A 17,188-nucleotide genomic window follows, 5' to 3' on the forward strand; every position below is an offset into this window, starting at 1 on the left:
CAGATGATTAGAGGGATATTCATCAGGATTCAAAAAGGGTCCGGGTCCCCGAGGTGAATTTGTCATGTTGAATCATTACAAAACCTATAAAGCAGATATGAGACCACGCTGTACAGTTCATCCGACCTATTGGTTTGGCTTTCCGGGAGACGGTTCATCTGTCAGGGAACATGAACTGCAGGATCATAGAGACACTTGAGTAGAGATACTCATAACTTGACTTGAGGCGACAACCATGGCAAAAAGAATGCTGAGCGAGTTCGAATCGTACGACCTCCTGAAACAATACGGTGTGCCGGTGCCGGAGCATGCAATCGTCAAGACCGCCGCCGAAGCAGGCAAAGCGGCAGAGAAGATTGGCTTTCCGGTCGTCATGAAGATCCACTCGCCCCAGATCGTCCACAAAAGCGATGCGGGCGGGGTTATCGTCAGTATCTCCTCAAAACAGGCCGCTGAGGAGGCGTTCAACAGGATAGTCGGGAATGCAAAGGCGTATAACCCTGAGGCCGAGATCAAGGGCGTCATCGTCGAGCAGCAGGCGGCACCCGGGCTTGAGTTGATCATCGGCGGGAAGACCGACCCGGCGTTCGGGAAGGTGTTCACCTTCGGTATGGGAGGCACCCTTGTTGAGTTGATGAAGGACGTCACCCTGCGGATCCTGCCCATCACCGAGGAGGAGATCCGGCGGATGATCAGGGAGATCCACGGCTACCCCATGATCCAGGGCTATCGTGGGTCAAAGCCCCGGGACGAAGAGACCCTCGTTCAGGTCATGTGGGCGATCAACCGCTTCTTTGCCGAGAACACCCACGTCGTGGAGTTCGACATCAACCCGGTCAGGCTGTACGAGTCCGGGGCCTGCATCGTCGACGCCCGGATCTTCGTCGACGACGAAGCCGTCGAGAAGGTAGCAAAAGAACGGCCCTTCGTCCCGATCGAGTACTTCACCCCCCGGTCCATAGCAGTCATCGGCGCCTCGTCGGAGCCGAAGAAGATGGGCTACGCCGTGATGCACAACCTCCTCCACTTCCCCGGGCAGCTCTACCCCGTGAATAATAAGCGCCCGGAGGTGCAGGGGCTTAAAGCGTATCCCTCCATCCTCGATATCCCGAACCCCGTCGACATGGCGGTCATCACCGTCCCGGCAAAGCACGTCCCGAGCGTCATCGAGGAGTGCGGACAGAAGGGGGTCTCCATGGCGGTCATCATCACCGCCGGATTCAAGGAGATGGGTGAGGGCGGCAAGGCGCTCGAAGACCGGGTCCTTGAGATCGCAAAGGGCTACGGCACGCGGATCGTGGGCCCGAACTGCCTCGGGCTGATCATCCCCCCGAAGGGCATCGATACCACTTACGTCCACGAGTCGCCGAAACCCGGCAACATCGCCTTCATCTCCCAGAGCGGCGCCATCGTCAACACCGTGGTCGACTGGAGCATCAAGCAGGACATCGGCTTCTCCGCCGTCGTCAGCGTCGGCAACCAGGCGGACCTCAACTTCATCGACTTTCTCAGGTTCGTGGAGCGTGACCCCAAGACCAAGGGCATCATCCTCTACATCGAAGAGATCCAGGACGGCAAGACCTTCATGAAGGTGGCAAGCGAGGTCGCAAAGACCAAACCCATCGTGGCGATCAAGTCCGGTTCCTCCGAGAAAGGCCAGGCCGCGGCATCGTCCCACACGGGCTCGCTCTCGGGGTCGTACGACGTCTACATGGAAGCCTTCCGTCAGTCCGGCGTCATCCCCGTTCACACCCTGACAGGCACGTTCCAGGTCGCCGAGATGCTCTCGCTCCCGAAGGGCTACCCCCGTGGCAAACGGGCGGTCGTGATCACGAACGCCGGCGGGTTTGCCGTCCTCTCCTCCGACTACGCCGAGCGCTACGGCATCGACCTGATCAACCTCCCGCCCAAGGTCTTGAAGGAGTTAAACGACCTCCTGCCTGAGTTCTGGAACAAGAACAACCCGATCGACCTCCTCGGCGACGCCAACGAGAAGAGGTTCGAGCAGACGTTCAGCGTGCTCGCCAAGCACCAGGACTGCTGGGACATCGCGTTCGTCGTCGGGTTCCCGAACCTCGTCATCGGCTCCGAGCAGCTTGCAAACCAGATCATCCGATTCTCTGAAAAGACCGAGAACATGATCGTCACGACGCTGCTCGGCGGCGGGTCCATGGACCGGGGGCGCAAGGTTCTCAAGGAGAACGGCATCCCGCTCTTTGACGAGCTTGACTTCACCTTCCGGGTTATGGGAAGGATCCTCTGGCAGAGGTTCCGGTAAGATCTCTTCCCGGACAAACACTATTTTTGCACCAGCACGGCTCGGTCAGTCCGGCTGTCCGGTTCCGTCCACCTGTATCCGCCTCCCGTCCCGCCGCCAGACCACCAGAAACGACGAGAGAACGGCCAGCGTGTAGCAGGCCCAGAAGAGCGGGATTGCAGTCCCGGATTCCAGCCCCCCGGATATGAACCGCATGATGCCGATAACTATCGATACCAGAACCGCTGAGATCACGACGAGGATCGGCGCTATCCTGACGCGAGACCGGCCGGCCGGCCCCGACAACGCTTTTGGCGTCACGACGAACGGCAACTGTTTTCCGGAGACGGCATACCAGATCGCCCGGGCGTATACAAAGGCAAGCGTATTGAAGATCGCCTGCGAGAGTGCGAGATCGCGCAGAGAGTACTGCCGCTCGCGGATGCTGATGATAACCTGGATGCCGATCACCACGGCAAGCACCACGGCAAAGATCGGGGGGAGCCATACCGGCAGGATCGGTATACCGAAGATCAGCGTGGCGACGGGAAGGAGGAAGAGGGCCACGTTCACCCCGCCGAGCAGGTAGATCGAGACGACCACGGCGAACTCAAGCCAGTGCACCGCGGTCATGCTCCGTGGGCGCATAACGAGGTTCCGGAGGATGGTCCCGAGGAGCTGGGTGTTTCCGTATGCCCAGCGGAGTTGCTGCGTAAAGTAGGCCGCAAGGTTCGGCGGCGCGATGCCCTCCGCGTACACGGCATCGAGAAAGATCCCCCGGCACCCCTTGAGGTGGAAGGTAAAAGAGGTCGCTATGTCTTCAGCGATGCACGTCTCATCCATCCCGCCGATAGCAACAAGATGGCTCACCCGGAAGATGCAGTTTGAGCCGGTCAGCATGGCAGTATGGTTGACGGAGAGCCCCCTGCAGACGTGCTTGTTGTAGATGTGCTGCTGGTAGGAGAACGTGACACTTATCGGGTCATTTGGCTCCGACCGGAAGAACTGAGGCGTCTGGATGAAGGAGGCGTCGGGGTTGGCCTCCAGGACCGGGATGAGGTCGGTGAGGATCGCCGGCTTTACCTTCTGATCGGCGTCGAGCACCAGGAGATACGTCGTGTTGCTGTCGAGGAGTGAGAGGCCATGGTTGATGGCCCCGGCCTTAAAGCCCCTCCGGTGCTCGCGGTGAACATAGTGGAGGCCGTATCGATGGCTGATCTCCTCCATCGAGATGCGTTTACGCGCATCGGTGGAGTCATCGAGGAGGAAGATGCAGACGTCCGGGTAGGTGATGGCCGTGCATGCCCGGATACAGGACTCGACCACCTGAGGCTCCTCGTTGTAGACCGGGATGAAGACCGCGACCCGGCAGGAGGACAATGCAGTCGTTCGTAGCGGTGTTATGGGGCGTTCAACGTAGGCATAGAGCGACCGCAGGAGGTGGTCGGCGTAGCTCATGAACTGTATCACCCCGAAAAATGTGACACCGACGAGGAGAAGAGAGAGTACTCTCGCAAAGAAGCTCCATCCGGCTCCGACGAATATGACGTAGAGATCATGGAAGAGGGCGAGCGTGATCAGCATCATGAGCGTGGCGGTAAAGAGCGAAATACGAGCTGCCGTCTTCATATGGTTCACCATTATCCGGAGACTGTATCGTGCAGGCGCCTCTCGGTTGTCCGGTCACCAGCAAGCCCGGGACCCAAAGCCGGGTACCGTGCGGTAGAGAACGCGAGGCGGTTCAGATACCATCCATCCTATCAGCGTATTTAAACATTGCGCAAGGGTTGCACGATCGCTCCCGCCATCCGTGAATCGGGGAGGGGAGGTTCGAACCGCTGTTACGGGTAAAAGGGGAGAACGGCATCCGGTCCGTTTGGGGCGCTGTCTTCCACCCGAACATCCCGTTTCCGCCACCCCGGCTGCAGACGGGAGAGCGGAGAGCATGGAGGAGGGATCCGTCGCGGGACCGATCCTCTCTACCGGCACCATGAAATACATCCACTTCCTGAAGGAGGAATGATGCCTATGACTGGACAGAAGATGGAATCTGCATCGCAAAAGAAGTATGAACTGCCGCCCCTGCCATACGCACCCGACGCCCTTGAACCGCATATCTCAAGGGAACAACTCTCCCTGCACCATGATAAGCATCACCAGGCCTACGTGACCGGGGCGAACGCCGACCTTGAGAAACTGGAGAAAGCACGGCAGGAAGGCACTGAAGTCGATATGAAAGCGCTGCTCAAAGACCTCTCGTTCAACATCGGCGGCCATATCCTGCATACCCGCTTCTGGCCGAGCATGGCCCCTGCCGGAAAGGGGGGCGGCGGGACCCCTGGCGGGGCCCTTGCCGACCGTATCGACCGGGAGTGGGGCTCCTTTGACCGGTTCAAGGCTGAGTTTACAAAAGCGGCCGCGAGCGCCGAAGGGTCGGGCTGGGCGGCACTGGCATACTGCACGATGACCGACCGCCCCATGATCATGCAGATCGAGAAGCACAACACCAACGTCTACCCGACGTTTCAGATCCTGATGGTGCTCGACGTCTGGGAACATGCCTACTACATCGACTACAGGAACAACAGGGGCCAATTCATCGACGCGTTCTGGAACGTCGTGAACTGGGATGCGGTGAATAAAAGGTTTGAGAACCTCTGAACCTTTCATTTTTGGCTTTGTTGAACCACTCTGTTACCTCAGGGCAACGCTGTTTTACCTGCATTACCCACCCACGGCTTTCCGCCGGACAGGAGTCCTAGCACCGAAGGTGCGCCGGCAGGAGTCTGGGTGAGGACACCCACCCGAACCGGAAGAGGGTTTCACGAGATCGCTCCATCTTCTTCAGCCTCTCCGGCCCCAAACAGCAGGCGCCGCCTCTTCCGATGTCTTCCGGGGTCGTCCCGGCAACCGCCGGGGACGTCTGCTCCTGCGGCCTTCTCACCGGTGAGGGCAGGGTAACTCGATCAAAACTATTAAATCATCCCCACAGGATCATAACCCGACGGCGCTATGAGCACGGGGGGAACAATGAATCGATACTGGAAGCAACGCGGACCAACCATCAGGCCTGCATGCCATCAGGGAGAGGGGCTGACAACCGGCCCCGGGATGCGCACAGCAGAGAGCGGAGAGGCAGTCTCCAGGACCAGGCATGCTCAGTAAAGCCCTCCCGGGACCGGACCGGAAGATGGTCCAGGATGCCATCACACAGGGAGCCGTCCGCTGCCTGCTTGATAGAGGGGACCCGCGACTTCAGAACTACCTGCTCTGCAACGCGTGCGGCTCCTGCACTCCTTACTGTCCCGCGCAGATCAACGATCCCGGGTCGAACGGGGACAGCGGGTATCTTGCCCGGAAGGTGACCGCGGCCCTCCAGGCAGGACGGCACCCGGAGATCAACCTTGCCGACTGCGTCCAGTGCTATTCCTGCGAGACGGTCTGCCCGCGGTCCGTCAGCATCGGCGGGATCATCAACGCTGTCTACGAGATGGAACACGTACACCCGGTCTTCCGGCGGATGCTCCTTGACCGCGGAGGGCTCCCCCCTCACGCCTTTCTCCCGCTCTACGCGAGCAAGGGCAGACTTAGAAACTTCGTCACGAAGACCGTCCGCCACCCATACCGGGCAGACGAGCGAGCCGTCGACGAGGCCAGGAGGCTGCTGCTCCACCCGGTCGCAGCATCGGCGTTCTCCCTGCCCGGGCACCCGACACAAAAACAACCCCTCGCCCCTCCCGACCGGGTCTTTCACCTCAGGTCCTGCTGCGCCTTCAACTACCCCGGGGCGGACCTCTCGCAACGGAAGATCCTGAACGCACTGGGAGTCGAGTATGTGACCTCGCGGTCGCAGACCTGCTGCGGGGGTGCCCCGCATTACATGGGCGGCGCCGGATTCGCAGACCGGCTGCTCCTCACCACCCGGAATCTCAGCGTCATCCAGGATGTGTGCGGATCGGACGATATCGCCGTCACCGGGATCTGCCCGACCTGCAGCGACTCATACTCGACCGCGCTGGAACTCCTCGCGACGAGCGCCAACAGGACAGTGGCAAGCGAGGCTCTGGACCAGGTCGGGCGGGAGGTCTGCAGCCCGGAAGCGTTCTCGGTGGCGAACATCCTCGACCTCTACCCTCTCTACCTTGACGAGCTCCAGAAACTCATCGAGACGCGGCTATCAGGGCTGCACGTGGGGGTGCATGTCAGCTGCCACTACCGGAAGATGAACGGCACCCCTGCCGTCCCGCCGCAACTGCAGAGCCTCGTGGCCGTCACCGGTGCGCGGGTCGTCAGGAGCAGGATGGAGCACTACTGTTGCGGCGGGGTCAAGAACCTCTTTGACCGGCACCTGAACGGTCATCCCCACGAGATCTCGCGGCTGAACCAGCTTGTCCATCAGGACTTCACGGACCAGCACCTCGACGTGATGATCGTGGACTGCCCGGGGTGCGAACTCGTATACGACCACCTGGGAGTCCCGGTGCTTCATATCAGCGAGTTCCTCGCGCTCGCAATGGGTGTCGATCCGCGCGAAGCGGTCTACGTTCAGGGTCACCTGACGTCGCTCTCACCGGCGCTCGGCCGTATCGGGATCCTCTAGAGGAGAGAGTGGAAGTTGGAGGAATGGGCACGACCTGCCGCATCGTCCGGTTGAGAACCGGGTTGCTCCCCCGGTGCTCCCTTCCCCGGGAAGAAGAGAGAGGGGCCGGGCCCGGGGAGCCGCATGCGGGAGGACCGGGAGCAAAAAGCAGAGTGCGGTCTTTGAATGGATCGCCAGAGTATTTGCACGGTCCGGGAACCTGCAGGTCATCCTGCTTCAGACGGATGGTAACCACAAATCTCTTATCAATCCAAATATGAATTTGTTCTTATAATTATCATAGGATAATAATCTCAAGGGGGTAAGACATTCGTATGAGCATAGTGGATTCGAGATCCACCCAAGCAGAGCAGACGTTTCAGCTCCTTGACGAACCCGGGGTGGGTATCCTCGTGCTCGATCAGGATATGCAGATTACCTGGGTGAATGCCTATGCCATGGCCATTCTCGCGGCCGGCGAGGAGGAGATCCTGGGACTCGATGCCGGCCAGGTTCTCAACACCCACCTGGTCCCGTTCCTGCAGGGGGAAGATGGTGCCAGAAGACTCCTTGCCGCGGTGCGTGATGGGGACGAGACACCCGGTCTCGATCTCCTGGTGCAAAACTCCCGGGGAGAAGAGCAACGCTACGTCTACTCCAGCCAGAAGATGGAAGATGAACCGTTTTCAGGGATGTGGGTCCTCAGGATACGGAACGTCGCCGGCAGGAAGACGGGGGGCAGAGTATCACCGCTTCCCCGGATTCGTGAAGAGAGGGAGCGAGTGCGGGGGATCCGGACCCTGCACAAAATTTCCCGGCTGATTGATGCCGACCGGACCTCGCCGGGAGATCTCTTCCTCGACGTCGCCCGGGCCCTTCCGTCCGGATTTAGCCGCCCCGAACAGATGGGCGTCCGTATCGTGCACGACGATGCGGTCTACACGCATCGATACCAGGAGACACCCTGGAAGATTGCAGCAGATATCCGGGTGGACCGGCAGAGAGTTGGGAGTGTGGAGGTCGCCTGCCTGCTGGATTCCCCGCCGAGGTCGGGGAACGTCTTCTCCGTCGATGAGCAGTACCTCCTTCAGGTTACGGCTGATATGCTCGGCCGGGCGATCCGGAGAAGGAGCGAGGAGGACGAGGTCAGAGAAAACCAGGAACGCTACCGTTCATTCGTTCAGGACTTCCGGGGCATCGCCTACCGGGGGACGGTAGACCTCGAACCCATCTTCTTCCACGGTGCAGTGGAGGCGATCACTGGGTACACCGCGGACGAGCTCCTTGCCGGAACGATAACCTGGGATGCGATCGTCCACCCGGACGACCGTCCCCGCCTCCAGGAGAGCGTCGGACGGTTGCAGGCAATCCCGGGCTTCTCGACCGACCGGGCATACCGGATCGTGCGAAAGGACGGCACGATCCGATGGATCCGGGACTTTGTCCAGAACATCTGCGGCGAGGACGGCACACCCGCTCTCATCCAGGGGACCATCCACGACATCACCGAACGAAAACAGATGAACGAAGGGCTGCTCTCCTCAAACAGGCAACTCCAGATCCTCAACCGGATCATGGGAGTATCCGCGTCGTCCCTCTCACTCGACGAACTGCTTGAGACATCGCTCTCAACGGCACTGGACGCGCTCGGTTTCGATCTGGGGCTGACCTACCTCTTAAACCCCGAACGGACACTGGCACTCACCCGTTACCACCACGCGGTCCCGAAGAAGTATCTCACCCGCAACAGGACGATAAAGGTCCATCACTGGCCCTGGAACTTTGTCTTTGTTGCCGGACAGCCGCGTTACCTTGAACTGAACAGTAAGCCGGGCACAGTCGAAGAGGAGATCCTGGCGTCGCTCGGGGTCTCCACCCTTGCCTGCATCCCGATCCTTGCGGAGTCGGTCGTGGTCGGGGCGCTCTTCCTCGGGAGCAGGAAGATGGAGGGGCTCTGTGACGAGGAGCGTCACCTGCTTGAAGCGATCGGGAAGGAGATCGGCTCAGGTGTCCTGCGAAGCATGCTCCACAAACGGCTGGAGGAGGCGCATCGCGAGACGAACCTCTACCTGGACATCATGACCCACGACATCAAGAACGCGGAGAACGTCGCGAGCCTCTACTGCGACCTTCTGCTTGAGGGGCTGGAAGGAGACGCCGCGGAGTATGCAAAAAAGATCCGGGGGAGCGTCAGGAAGAGCACCGGCATTCTCCAGAACGTCTCGACGATCCGCCGCATCCACCAGGAGCCGGCCGACCTTGCACCGGTTCATCTCAGCCACGTGATCAGGGCCGGACTCGGCCGAATTCCGGAAGCGGGCGTCTCTTACGAGGATACTTCGGCGGAGGTCTGGGCGGACGACCTGCTCCCTGAGATCTTCTTAAACCTTGTCGGCAACGCCGTAAAGTTTGGCGGACCGGAGGTTCATGTCACGATCAGGGTGGAGGACTCTCCCGAAGAGGACCATACCGTGATGGTGAGCGTGGAGGATACCGGGCCCGGGATTCCTGACGAGATGAAGGAGGGGCTCTTTGACCGGTTCCGGCAGAACGGGAGCCAGGGTTACGGGGAAGGGCTCGGCCTCTTCATCGTCGGGATGCTCGTTAAGCGCTACGGGGGCAGGATCTGGGTCGAGGACCGTGTAGAAGGCCGGCCGGACCTCGGGACGTCGTTCCGGTTCACGCTCCGCGAAGTTGTCCACACCGGGCCCGACGACGAGGATATGGAGTGAAGGGGCTCATGTGGCCCCTTCACGCCGCTGCAGCCTGCCGGACTATCAGCCCTGCCGAGTACCGGCGTGCCCAGGCGTATCCGAGGATTGCGCCGATGGCGTTTCCTGCAGCGACTCCCCACCAGACGCCCGCGAGGCCGAACCCGAGTTCGATCGCAAAGACCCAGGCAAGCAGGGTCGAGAGAACGACGTTCTGCATGACGGTGATCGTGAGCGAGCGGGCCCCGAGTCCCGTCCCCTGGAAGAACGATGCGGAGAAGAGGCCGAACCCGACCATCGGATAGACGAGGCTCATGACCCGGAGGAAGACCGTCAACTCCGGGATGATGGCGGCGGTATCGCCCGGTGCCGCAAAGAGTGCGGCAATCTGGGGGGCAAAGGCAAACATGGCCGCGGCAAGCCCGATACCGATCCCGGTCCCGAGCCTGACGGCGTAGAGGAGGGTGGACTCCATCCGGGCATACGCCCGCGCCCCGTAGGCGGCGCCGGTGATCGCGACCACCGCCGTCGCGATGGCGAGGATCGGGGTTAAGCCGATGCTCACGAGCCGCCACCCGGTCGAGTAGACGGCAACGCCGTCGGTGCTCGATATCAGGACGATGATCCCGTTCAGGACCAGGGCCATCAGGGCGAGCGAGAACTGCTCGGCGGCAGCCGGCAGGCCGACCTGCAGGATCTCCCGCGCGATGGCGGTGTCGGGGACAAACTCACGGAGGTGAAGAGAGACATAGGTGTCCCTCTTCACAAAGAGCCAGTAGACCATCGGAATAGCGGATATAACCTCCGCAAAGATGGTTGCCCAGGCTGCTCCGGCGATTCCCATATGGAGCGTGTAGATCAGGATCGGGTCGAGGATGACGTTTGCTACCGCTCCCAGCGCCATTGCATACATCGTCCGCTTTGCGTCGCCCTCTCCGTGCATGAGCGCGTAGGCTACCTCGCCGAAGAGGAGGGCGAACGTCCCGAGAAAGAGGACCCTTGCGTACCCGGTGGCGAGGCCGACGGCGTCGCCCGCCCCCATGAGGACGAAGATATCGTCGGCAAAGAGGGAGAGCGGGATGGTGACGGCGACGGCAAGGACGGTCATCAGGAGGATGGTGTGCATCGCAACACTGCTTGCCCCGTCCCGGTCGCGGGCACCGATCATCCTGGCAAGCGCCGCTTCCCCCCCGGTGCCGAGGCCGCTCGCTAACCCGATCGTGATAATGAAGAGCGGGAATGAGAACCCGACGGCGGCAAGAGCGTCTGCACCGAGGCCCGCGACCCAGAACGCGTCGACGGCGTTGTAGAGGGTCATGAGGGTCATCGCGATCATCATCGGCAGGGAGAGCCGGAGGATCGCGGTCTTCGGATCGGCGAAGAGTATCTTTGTTCCTTCTGTATCGTTCTGATTACTACTTGAGGGTGTATCGTCTTCTTCTGAATCGCTGGTTGGCATACATATCGCCTGCTGGCGTGCCCGCGCCGCAGCTTCCCGAGGGAATCGGGGTGCGTATCAATGGCGGGCGGGACGTCGTGCCTTTCCCTGGATGCTGATTGTCGAATACGTCCGCGACATGCACCTGTACTGAAAACGGCCATCTAAAGGCAGTTTGAGTTATCGCATTTCCGGACGCCATAAGACAATACAAGACAGATATGAGCGTGGATTGGTAGATATACTTTCCTCCTGCCATGCCAATCCAGGGCAGACCGGAGGTCTTCTTAACGACTCCCGTCCCTTCGATCTTCGTGCGGCGACGGTCCGCAGGGCCAAAGCACGAACAGCCCTGCCTTAAGACTCCTCCAAAAAAAGCAGAAGGTTCCGGCAAACCCGGAATGCGAGGTTAGCGGGCGGGCGGCCCTGCGACGGCTGTTGCCCCCCGTTTCTTCACAGCTCGATCGTACGTGAGCCAGTTCTCCTCCCATTCCGGGTTTCGGTCGCGGAGCTGCTCAAGCACCCGGCGCCGGATCTCGCTCGAGGGCATCCCATCGTAGGCGACCCGCTCTACGGCCTCCCCGATCGCCCTGGCCTCCTCCGGCGGCGCGCCTGATTTGAGTGCGCTCACAACCACTTTCTCCCGTACGAACGGCTCTCTCCTGCCGTCAACCTTGACGATATCGACCAGTCCAATCACCTCCGGGTGCTGTGGCATCGGGCTCGCCCGGAGATAATAAGGGTTCCGGTCCTACCTGGTTATCCCGAGACCGCCGAAGACGATCATGTCCCGGATGCCGCGGCCGCCGAGCAGGTGCATCGCCCGTTCGATCAGGAAGTCTGATCTGAGAACCCGGTCGGCCATCCTCTTTGTTCTCGCGGCGGTGAGGAGTTCCCCGCCCACCATCGAGCGCCAATTCCGCTCGTAGGCGTCGAGGGGTTCGCCGTCGAGCAGGTGGCGTGCCACGGCAAGCCCGGCGAGCCTCCCGCAGATCATCGCGGTCGCTATCCCCCCGCCGTTGGAGGCGACGACATGGCCCGCGGCGTCGCCGACGGCGATGACGTTCTCGCGGACGGTCTTCGGAATCGGTCCGGAGACGGGGACGAACCCGGCCTGGACATCCCGGGCGGCAAAGCCGTTTCGCGCAAGGAACGCCCGGAGAAGGACGGGAACCGGTGCTGCCGGCCTCTGCACCCCGAGCCCGACGTTCGCGCATCCCCGCTTCGGGAAGACCCATGCGTATCCACCCGGGGCAACGCTGCTCCCGAAGATGAGCCGCAGACGGTCGCCGAACTCCCCGTCGACCCGGCAGGTGATAGCGGGGGCGAGCACGGCGTTCCGCTCCATCCCGGCGGAGCGGGCGGTCGGGGAGAGCGGGCCGTCTGCGGCGACAACAACACGGGCCTCGACCTCACCCCGATTGGTACTGACCCGGCGGCCTTCACGGCCGAGGAACTTAGTATCCAGCGAGAGGACGGTCCCCGCACGGACGGCCGCGTCCGCCAGGTGCCGGTCGAACGCGTCCCGGTTGACGGTGCAGCCGGGAAGATCGAACTCGTACTCCCGGCCCTTCGGGGAGACGGCGACGGCACCCCGGATTCTCCTCTGAACGAGTTCCGGGCCGATGGGAAGGAGCTCGTCGAGTCCCCGGGCGCCGGGGAGCGCTTCTGCGAGGATCTCGGGGGATGCGTTGAACTCCCCGCAGCAGACAGGAAGGCCGATCTCCTTTCTTTTATCAATCATGAGGACGTCGAGCCCCGCCTCCGCCGCGTAGCGTGCGGTGGTGCTGCCGGCGGGGCCTGCACCGACGACGATCACGTCACATCGAGAGAGCATCAGCGGCCTGATGGGGGGAACAGAGTATAAAAGAGTGGGTGACGGGGGTTACTCCCCACCCCGCGCCCGCAACCGCTCGATCCTCTCGGCCACACGCCGCCGTGCCGCCTCGGTCGCCGCAACATCCCGGCGAATCGCGACCTCCAGGATATCGCCCTCCCGGGCATCGGGGGGGAGGAGGGAACGGGGAAGCGTGAAACGGACCGACTCGTCCTCGCGAAGGAGGAGGACGGCGAGCCCCTCCTCAATCCGGTCGAGGCTCGCCTGGAAGGCCGACTCGTCCTGCACGATCACCCCTCCAGGGTGCTGACGACCGTACCGTTTGGATTGGTGAGCGTGGCGGTATCGCCGTCGTTGTTCCAGACCCCCGTCTGCCGGCCCCAGTAGAGGTCAGTCGCGGTGTCGTTCCCTGCACCCGAGTAAACGGTGACGTCGGCGCCCGGGTCAAGGGTGAAGACCGGGAAGGTGTAGGTGTTCCGCGCCCCTTCGTCGGTGACCGTCCAGCCGGTGAGGTTGACCGCCGCGGGGTCGGCGTTCATGACGGTGACGGTTTCGTTCTGGAGATCGAGATCGGCGATGTATACCCCGGAGAGGGGAACGGCCGTGGTCGGGAGAGGTGTCGGTGTCGTCGTCCGGGCTATCATGGTTGCCGCCGGGGCTCCACCGGCCGTAACGGCAAGCGCCTTGCCGTCGGTGGCGATGACGACGGTCCCATCAAGGTCGGTCCGGTAGATCCTCGACCCTATGGCCTCAAGACGGCCGAGCGCCTCCTCGTGGGGGTGGCCGTAGTCATTCCCCTCCCCGACCGGGATGACGCTGATCGCCGGGTTGACCGCGGCCAGGAACCCGGCCGATGATGCATACCGGCTCGCATGGTGGCCGACCTTCAGGACGTCGGCATCAAGGTTGATCCCGGCCTCCATCATGCTCTCCTCCGCAGGCTCCCCGGCATCGCCAGTGAGGAGGTAGGAGACCTCACCGTAGGTGACTTTCAGGACGACGGAGTCCTCGTTCGTCTCGCCGAGCGGCCGGGAGGCCGGGTTTAAGACCTGTATCTCAAGGTCGGGATGGAGGGCAATCGTCTGCCCGCGCTCCGCGACGGCATACGGTATTCCCTGCTCCTCAACAAGGGCAAGCAGGTTCTCGTAGGTCGCCGTAGCATGCGGCTGCCCGGCATCGATGAACCGGCCGACCGGGTAGGTGGAGAGGACGTCGCCAAGGCCGCCGATGTGGTCCGAGTGCGGGTGGGTTGCCACAACGACGTCAAGAGACTCAATCTGCTTCTCATCGAGGTACGCGATGACGCGCTCTCCCATACCGCGCTCACCAGCGTCAATGAGCATGGTTTTATCGCGGAACTCCAGGAGGATCGAGTCGCCCTGCCCGACGTCGATGATGTGAACGGCAAGGTCGCCGGAGAGCCCGAAGACGATCTCCGGTTGCTCCCCGGGAACGGAGCAGCCGGCAGTAAGGAAACAGGCAATGGCGCACGCACAGAGTGCGATGCAGAGCAGGTATCTGGGTATGAACGACATACTGCCTCAACAGATATCGACCTACCGCCTATAAGTGCGCTCGGGTTTGGGCGGAAAGGCGCTCAAAAGGCAGATCTACCGGAGCAAATGGGTGAATCCCGGAGATGCCGCCGATAACCAGGAGAGGGTTTGAGAAGCTCTGAATATGAGAAACGCATGCCTGGAGGAATAGAAAGGGTGATATCGTTGACCCGACCCCTTATTGTAAGAGTATGAACGAGACGCCCCCTCTGGAGATCTACAACAAGTTTCACGACGACGTTCAGGCGATCTTCCGGTCGAGACTGTTGACGCAGGTACTGCTTGCCCTCGGGGACGGGACAAAACCCCTCTCGGCCCTTCGTGACGTCACGGGGAGTTCGTCACAGGCGCTCATCCCGAAGATCCGGCACCTCGAGGCACTGCATTATGTCGAGTCAGTACGAGGCGACTATGTGCTCACCCCTATCGGCAGGCTCGTCGAATCAGAGATTGAGCGAGTGGTAACGCTTATGGGGGTGTTCCAGCGCCACCGGGGGTTCTGGGTCGAGCACGAGATCGAGGGCATACCACCCGAGTTTCTGTGCGCGATAGATCGCCTGTATCGTGCAGAGGTGATAAGAAACATCGAAGAGGATGTTTTTGCAGTGTATGCATCATTTCAGGCAATAATCAGGAAAGCATCCTGGGTACACGGTGTGACATCGATTATGAGCCCCATTCTTGCAGATGCGATTAAAGAGGCTGTTATGGAGGGCAAACCCGGAGAACTCGTCGTCTCCCAGGAACTCGCTCAAAAACTCGCCACCGAACCGTATAGTACCATGCTGGAATCCCTGAGCGGGTATGCAAACTTCAAGATATACGTCTCCCCCTCGCCGGTTCGCCTGGGGATGACGGTGACCGATGGATATCTTTCATTGGGCCTGTACAGACGCGACACGGGCAAGTACGACGCCGTTACGGATCTCATCGGCACCGATGCGGCGGCGGTCACCTGGGGTGAGAGGCTCTTCCTGCATTACAAAGCTGACTCCATATTGCTGGAGATGCCCCGGTAATCCTTTTAGCTCCTAAAGCAGCATAACACTCATTTCACGATCGGTCGGGAGACTGAACATTTCCACGATCCAGGCGGCCCTATTTTAAGGATCGTGGGCCAAGGGGCCCCCGACGTCGGGGGCAGTTGACACAATCGTCGCTATAGACCGGAGAGTAACGCGTATGCCAGGCCATACCTCACCAATCCTGCGGAACACTGCGTTTGAACGCCGGGATGCATCAGAGTGATGAATTTTCATCGACGTAATAAATATTCGCCGACCTCCAGAAAACCAATTCATGTTCGGATTTGTCAATCGGGCCTACCTGTTTCAACCGGTCTACCAGATCGCCGCCCATCTCATCGTTTACAGCTCCCTGTATACTGCTGCCATGATGGCGGCGATGGTGTACATCTCATGCCTGTTGCAGGGGCTCCCTTTCGACCTGGTTGCCACGGCAATACTGATGCTCGTCGTGTTTGCCGTCTACAACCTCAACCGCAAGACCGACGAGGACGAGGACGCCATAAATCACACAGAACGGTATACATTCACGAAGAAATACGAATTTATCCTCTTCCGTTCTGCAATTTGTGCCTTCGTCGTTGCCTTCTGCCTCTCCACCCTTCAGGGGTTCGGCAGCCTTCTCATCACGACGATCCCCTTGGTCGCCGGGATCGTCTACAGCGTGCCGCTCTTCCCCGCCCGGTTTGGGTTTCGGCGACTGAAAGAGGTGCCTTTCATGAAAAGCCTGATCGTGGCGTTCTCCTGGACCATCCCCGCGACTATCCTCCCGATCTGCCACGCCGGCCTTCCTCCAGATCCCGCCACCGGCATCGTCGGTGTCTTCTTCCTTTTACAGACTTTCACGAATACAGTGGTTTACGATATGCGCGACCTTGAGGGGGATGCAGCGTCCGGGGTCAGGACGATCCCGACGATCCTCGGTTCTCGAAGGACGCTCCTTCTCCTTACAGGGATGAACATAAGCATCGGAGTCGCGCTAGTGCTCGCTGCCGGGCTCCTATTGGATTTCTGTGCAGCACTGCTGCTGGTTGCAGGCACTGTCTACACCCTGGGATACCTTCTGTTCTTCCAGCGGTTCGGGACAGAGAAACTCCTCTTCGAACTGTTTACTGACGGGGAGTTCATCCTGCTGGCCGTTGTTCTCTGCCTGCTCACCCTCACAATGCCGTATCTTGCGCTATAAGCGTCGCTCTGCTGTCCCACCTTTATTTTCCGGGTTCCCGACGGCAATGCTGCTTCAAGTCACCCTCTAACTCCCCGGGGTTTAATCGGAGTGATAAACATTCACCGGCGCAACAAATGTCTGTCAGCCCAAGAGCATCTTATAGTACGGCAATGAGTATACCAAATGATATCGATCCGCTGAAGAGTAAGACCGGCACCCAATATTACGGATCGCTGGATCCGGAGATGCCAGGTAAGGATGGTGGTTGCGTGTACGATCCCGCATCCGAAGAGTTAACGCAACAAAAAGGGGAGATACCGCGACGATTCGAATGCGCTTCATGCATGTATTACGACCCCGGGCGGGTCTACTGCACCTACATCCATACACCCATACCGATCCTGTTTGTCTGTCCAAAAGACCTCGATAACCGCAGGTAGTCCTGCAGCCAACCTTTTTTCAGGCGGCATCTCCAGCCATCTTGCCTCTCCCGCCGGCGACTGTACGATATCGTATACAGCGGCCGGAATGAGCGGATCGTAGACGGGGGACCATACCGACATATGCCCGGGGCCGGCACCGATATAAACGACGCTCCCGGAACTGTTTCCAGAACG

12 protein-coding genes are annotated in these 17,188 nt (G+C 60.6%); 6 read left to right on the forward strand and 6 right to left on the reverse strand.

Annotated elements, in window-relative coordinates; translation table 11 throughout:
* Window positions 1-235 precede the first annotated feature (235 nt).
* On the forward strand, window positions 236-2,278 hold the full coding sequence (locus tag QZ650_RS07095; protein ID WP_292520478.1) for an acetate--CoA ligase family protein: 2,043 nt from the start codon (window positions 236-238) through the stop codon (window positions 2,276-2,278).
* A 45-nt stretch (window positions 2,279-2,323) separates the two neighbouring features.
* Here the strand turns inward: QZ650_RS07095 and QZ650_RS07100 are convergent, their stop codons facing one another.
* Window positions 2,324-3,886: a glycosyltransferase gene (locus tag QZ650_RS07100; RefSeq protein ID WP_292520480.1), complete on the reverse strand. Its 1,563-nt coding sequence runs from the start codon at window positions 3,884-3,886 to the stop codon at window positions 2,324-2,326.
* Window positions 3,887-4,276: 390 nt separating this feature from the next.
* On the opposite strand from QZ650_RS07100, the gene QZ650_RS07105 reads away from it, so the two are divergent.
* The 3 genes from QZ650_RS07105 (at window position 4,277) to QZ650_RS07115 (ending at window position 9,568) form a co-directional block, all read left to right on the forward strand.
* On the forward strand, window positions 4,277-4,918 hold the full coding sequence (locus QZ650_RS07105; RefSeq protein WP_292520482.1) for a superoxide dismutase: 642 nt from the start codon (window positions 4,277-4,279) through the stop codon (window positions 4,916-4,918).
* Window positions 4,919-5,411: 493 nt separating this feature from the next.
* Complete coding sequence (locus QZ650_RS07110) at window positions 5,412-6,857, forward strand: heterodisulfide reductase-related iron-sulfur binding cluster (protein WP_292520484.1); 1,446 nt, start codon at window positions 5,412-5,414, stop codon at window positions 6,855-6,857.
* 314 nt (window positions 6,858-7,171) lie between these two features.
* A complete protein-coding gene (locus tag QZ650_RS07115) occupies window positions 7,172-9,568 on the forward strand; it encodes an ATP-binding protein (protein WP_292520486.1) in 2,397 nt (798 codons plus the stop codon).
* Between the two features lie 19 nt (window positions 9,569-9,587).
* On the opposite strand, the gene QZ650_RS07120 is transcribed toward QZ650_RS07115, so the two are convergent.
* The 5 genes from QZ650_RS07120 to QZ650_RS07140 form a co-directional block, all read right to left on the reverse strand.
* Window positions 9,588-11,006: an MATE family efflux transporter gene (locus QZ650_RS07120; RefSeq protein ID WP_292520488.1), complete on the reverse strand. Its 1,419-nt coding sequence runs from the start codon at window positions 11,004-11,006 to the stop codon at window positions 9,588-9,590.
* Between the two features lie 388 nt (window positions 11,007-11,394).
* Window positions 11,395-11,703, reverse strand: coding sequence for an ATP cone domain-containing protein (locus QZ650_RS07125; protein ID WP_292520490.1), 309 nt, complete (start codon window positions 11,701-11,703; stop codon window positions 11,395-11,397).
* A gap of 33 nt (window positions 11,704-11,736) precedes the next feature.
* Complete coding sequence (locus QZ650_RS07130; RefSeq protein WP_292520492.1) at window positions 11,737-12,822, reverse strand: NAD(P)/FAD-dependent oxidoreductase; 1,086 nt, start codon at window positions 12,820-12,822, stop codon at window positions 11,737-11,739.
* A 48-nt stretch (window positions 12,823-12,870) separates the two neighbouring features.
* On the reverse strand, window positions 12,871-13,110 hold the full coding sequence (locus tag QZ650_RS07135; protein WP_292520494.1) for a DUF3006 domain-containing protein: 240 nt from the start codon (window positions 13,108-13,110) through the stop codon (window positions 12,871-12,873).
* Window positions 13,111-13,112: 2 nt separating this feature from the next.
* Complete coding sequence (locus QZ650_RS07140; protein ID WP_292520496.1) at window positions 13,113-14,357, reverse strand: MBL fold metallo-hydrolase; 1,245 nt, start codon at window positions 14,355-14,357, stop codon at window positions 13,113-13,115.
* A gap of 212 nt (window positions 14,358-14,569) precedes the next feature.
* Between QZ650_RS07140 and QZ650_RS07145 the strand changes: the two genes are divergently transcribed.
* Together QZ650_RS07145 and QZ650_RS07150 are read left to right on the forward strand one after the other, a co-directional pair.
* On the forward strand, window positions 14,570-15,397 hold the full coding sequence (locus tag QZ650_RS07145) for a transcriptional regulator FilR1 domain-containing protein (RefSeq protein ID WP_292520498.1): 828 nt from the start codon (window positions 14,570-14,572) through the stop codon (window positions 15,395-15,397).
* 280 nt (window positions 15,398-15,677) lie between these two features.
* Window positions 15,678-16,589 (forward strand): UbiA family prenyltransferase, encoded by a 912-nt coding sequence (locus tag QZ650_RS07150; RefSeq protein WP_292520500.1) that lies wholly within the window; start codon window positions 15,678-15,680, stop codon window positions 16,587-16,589.
* Window positions 16,590-17,188: the final 599 nt, after the last annotated feature.

The organism is Methanoculleus sp., assembly GCF_020696975.1.
Lineage (GTDB): Archaea > Halobacteriota > Methanomicrobia > Methanomicrobiales > Methanoculleaceae > Methanoculleus.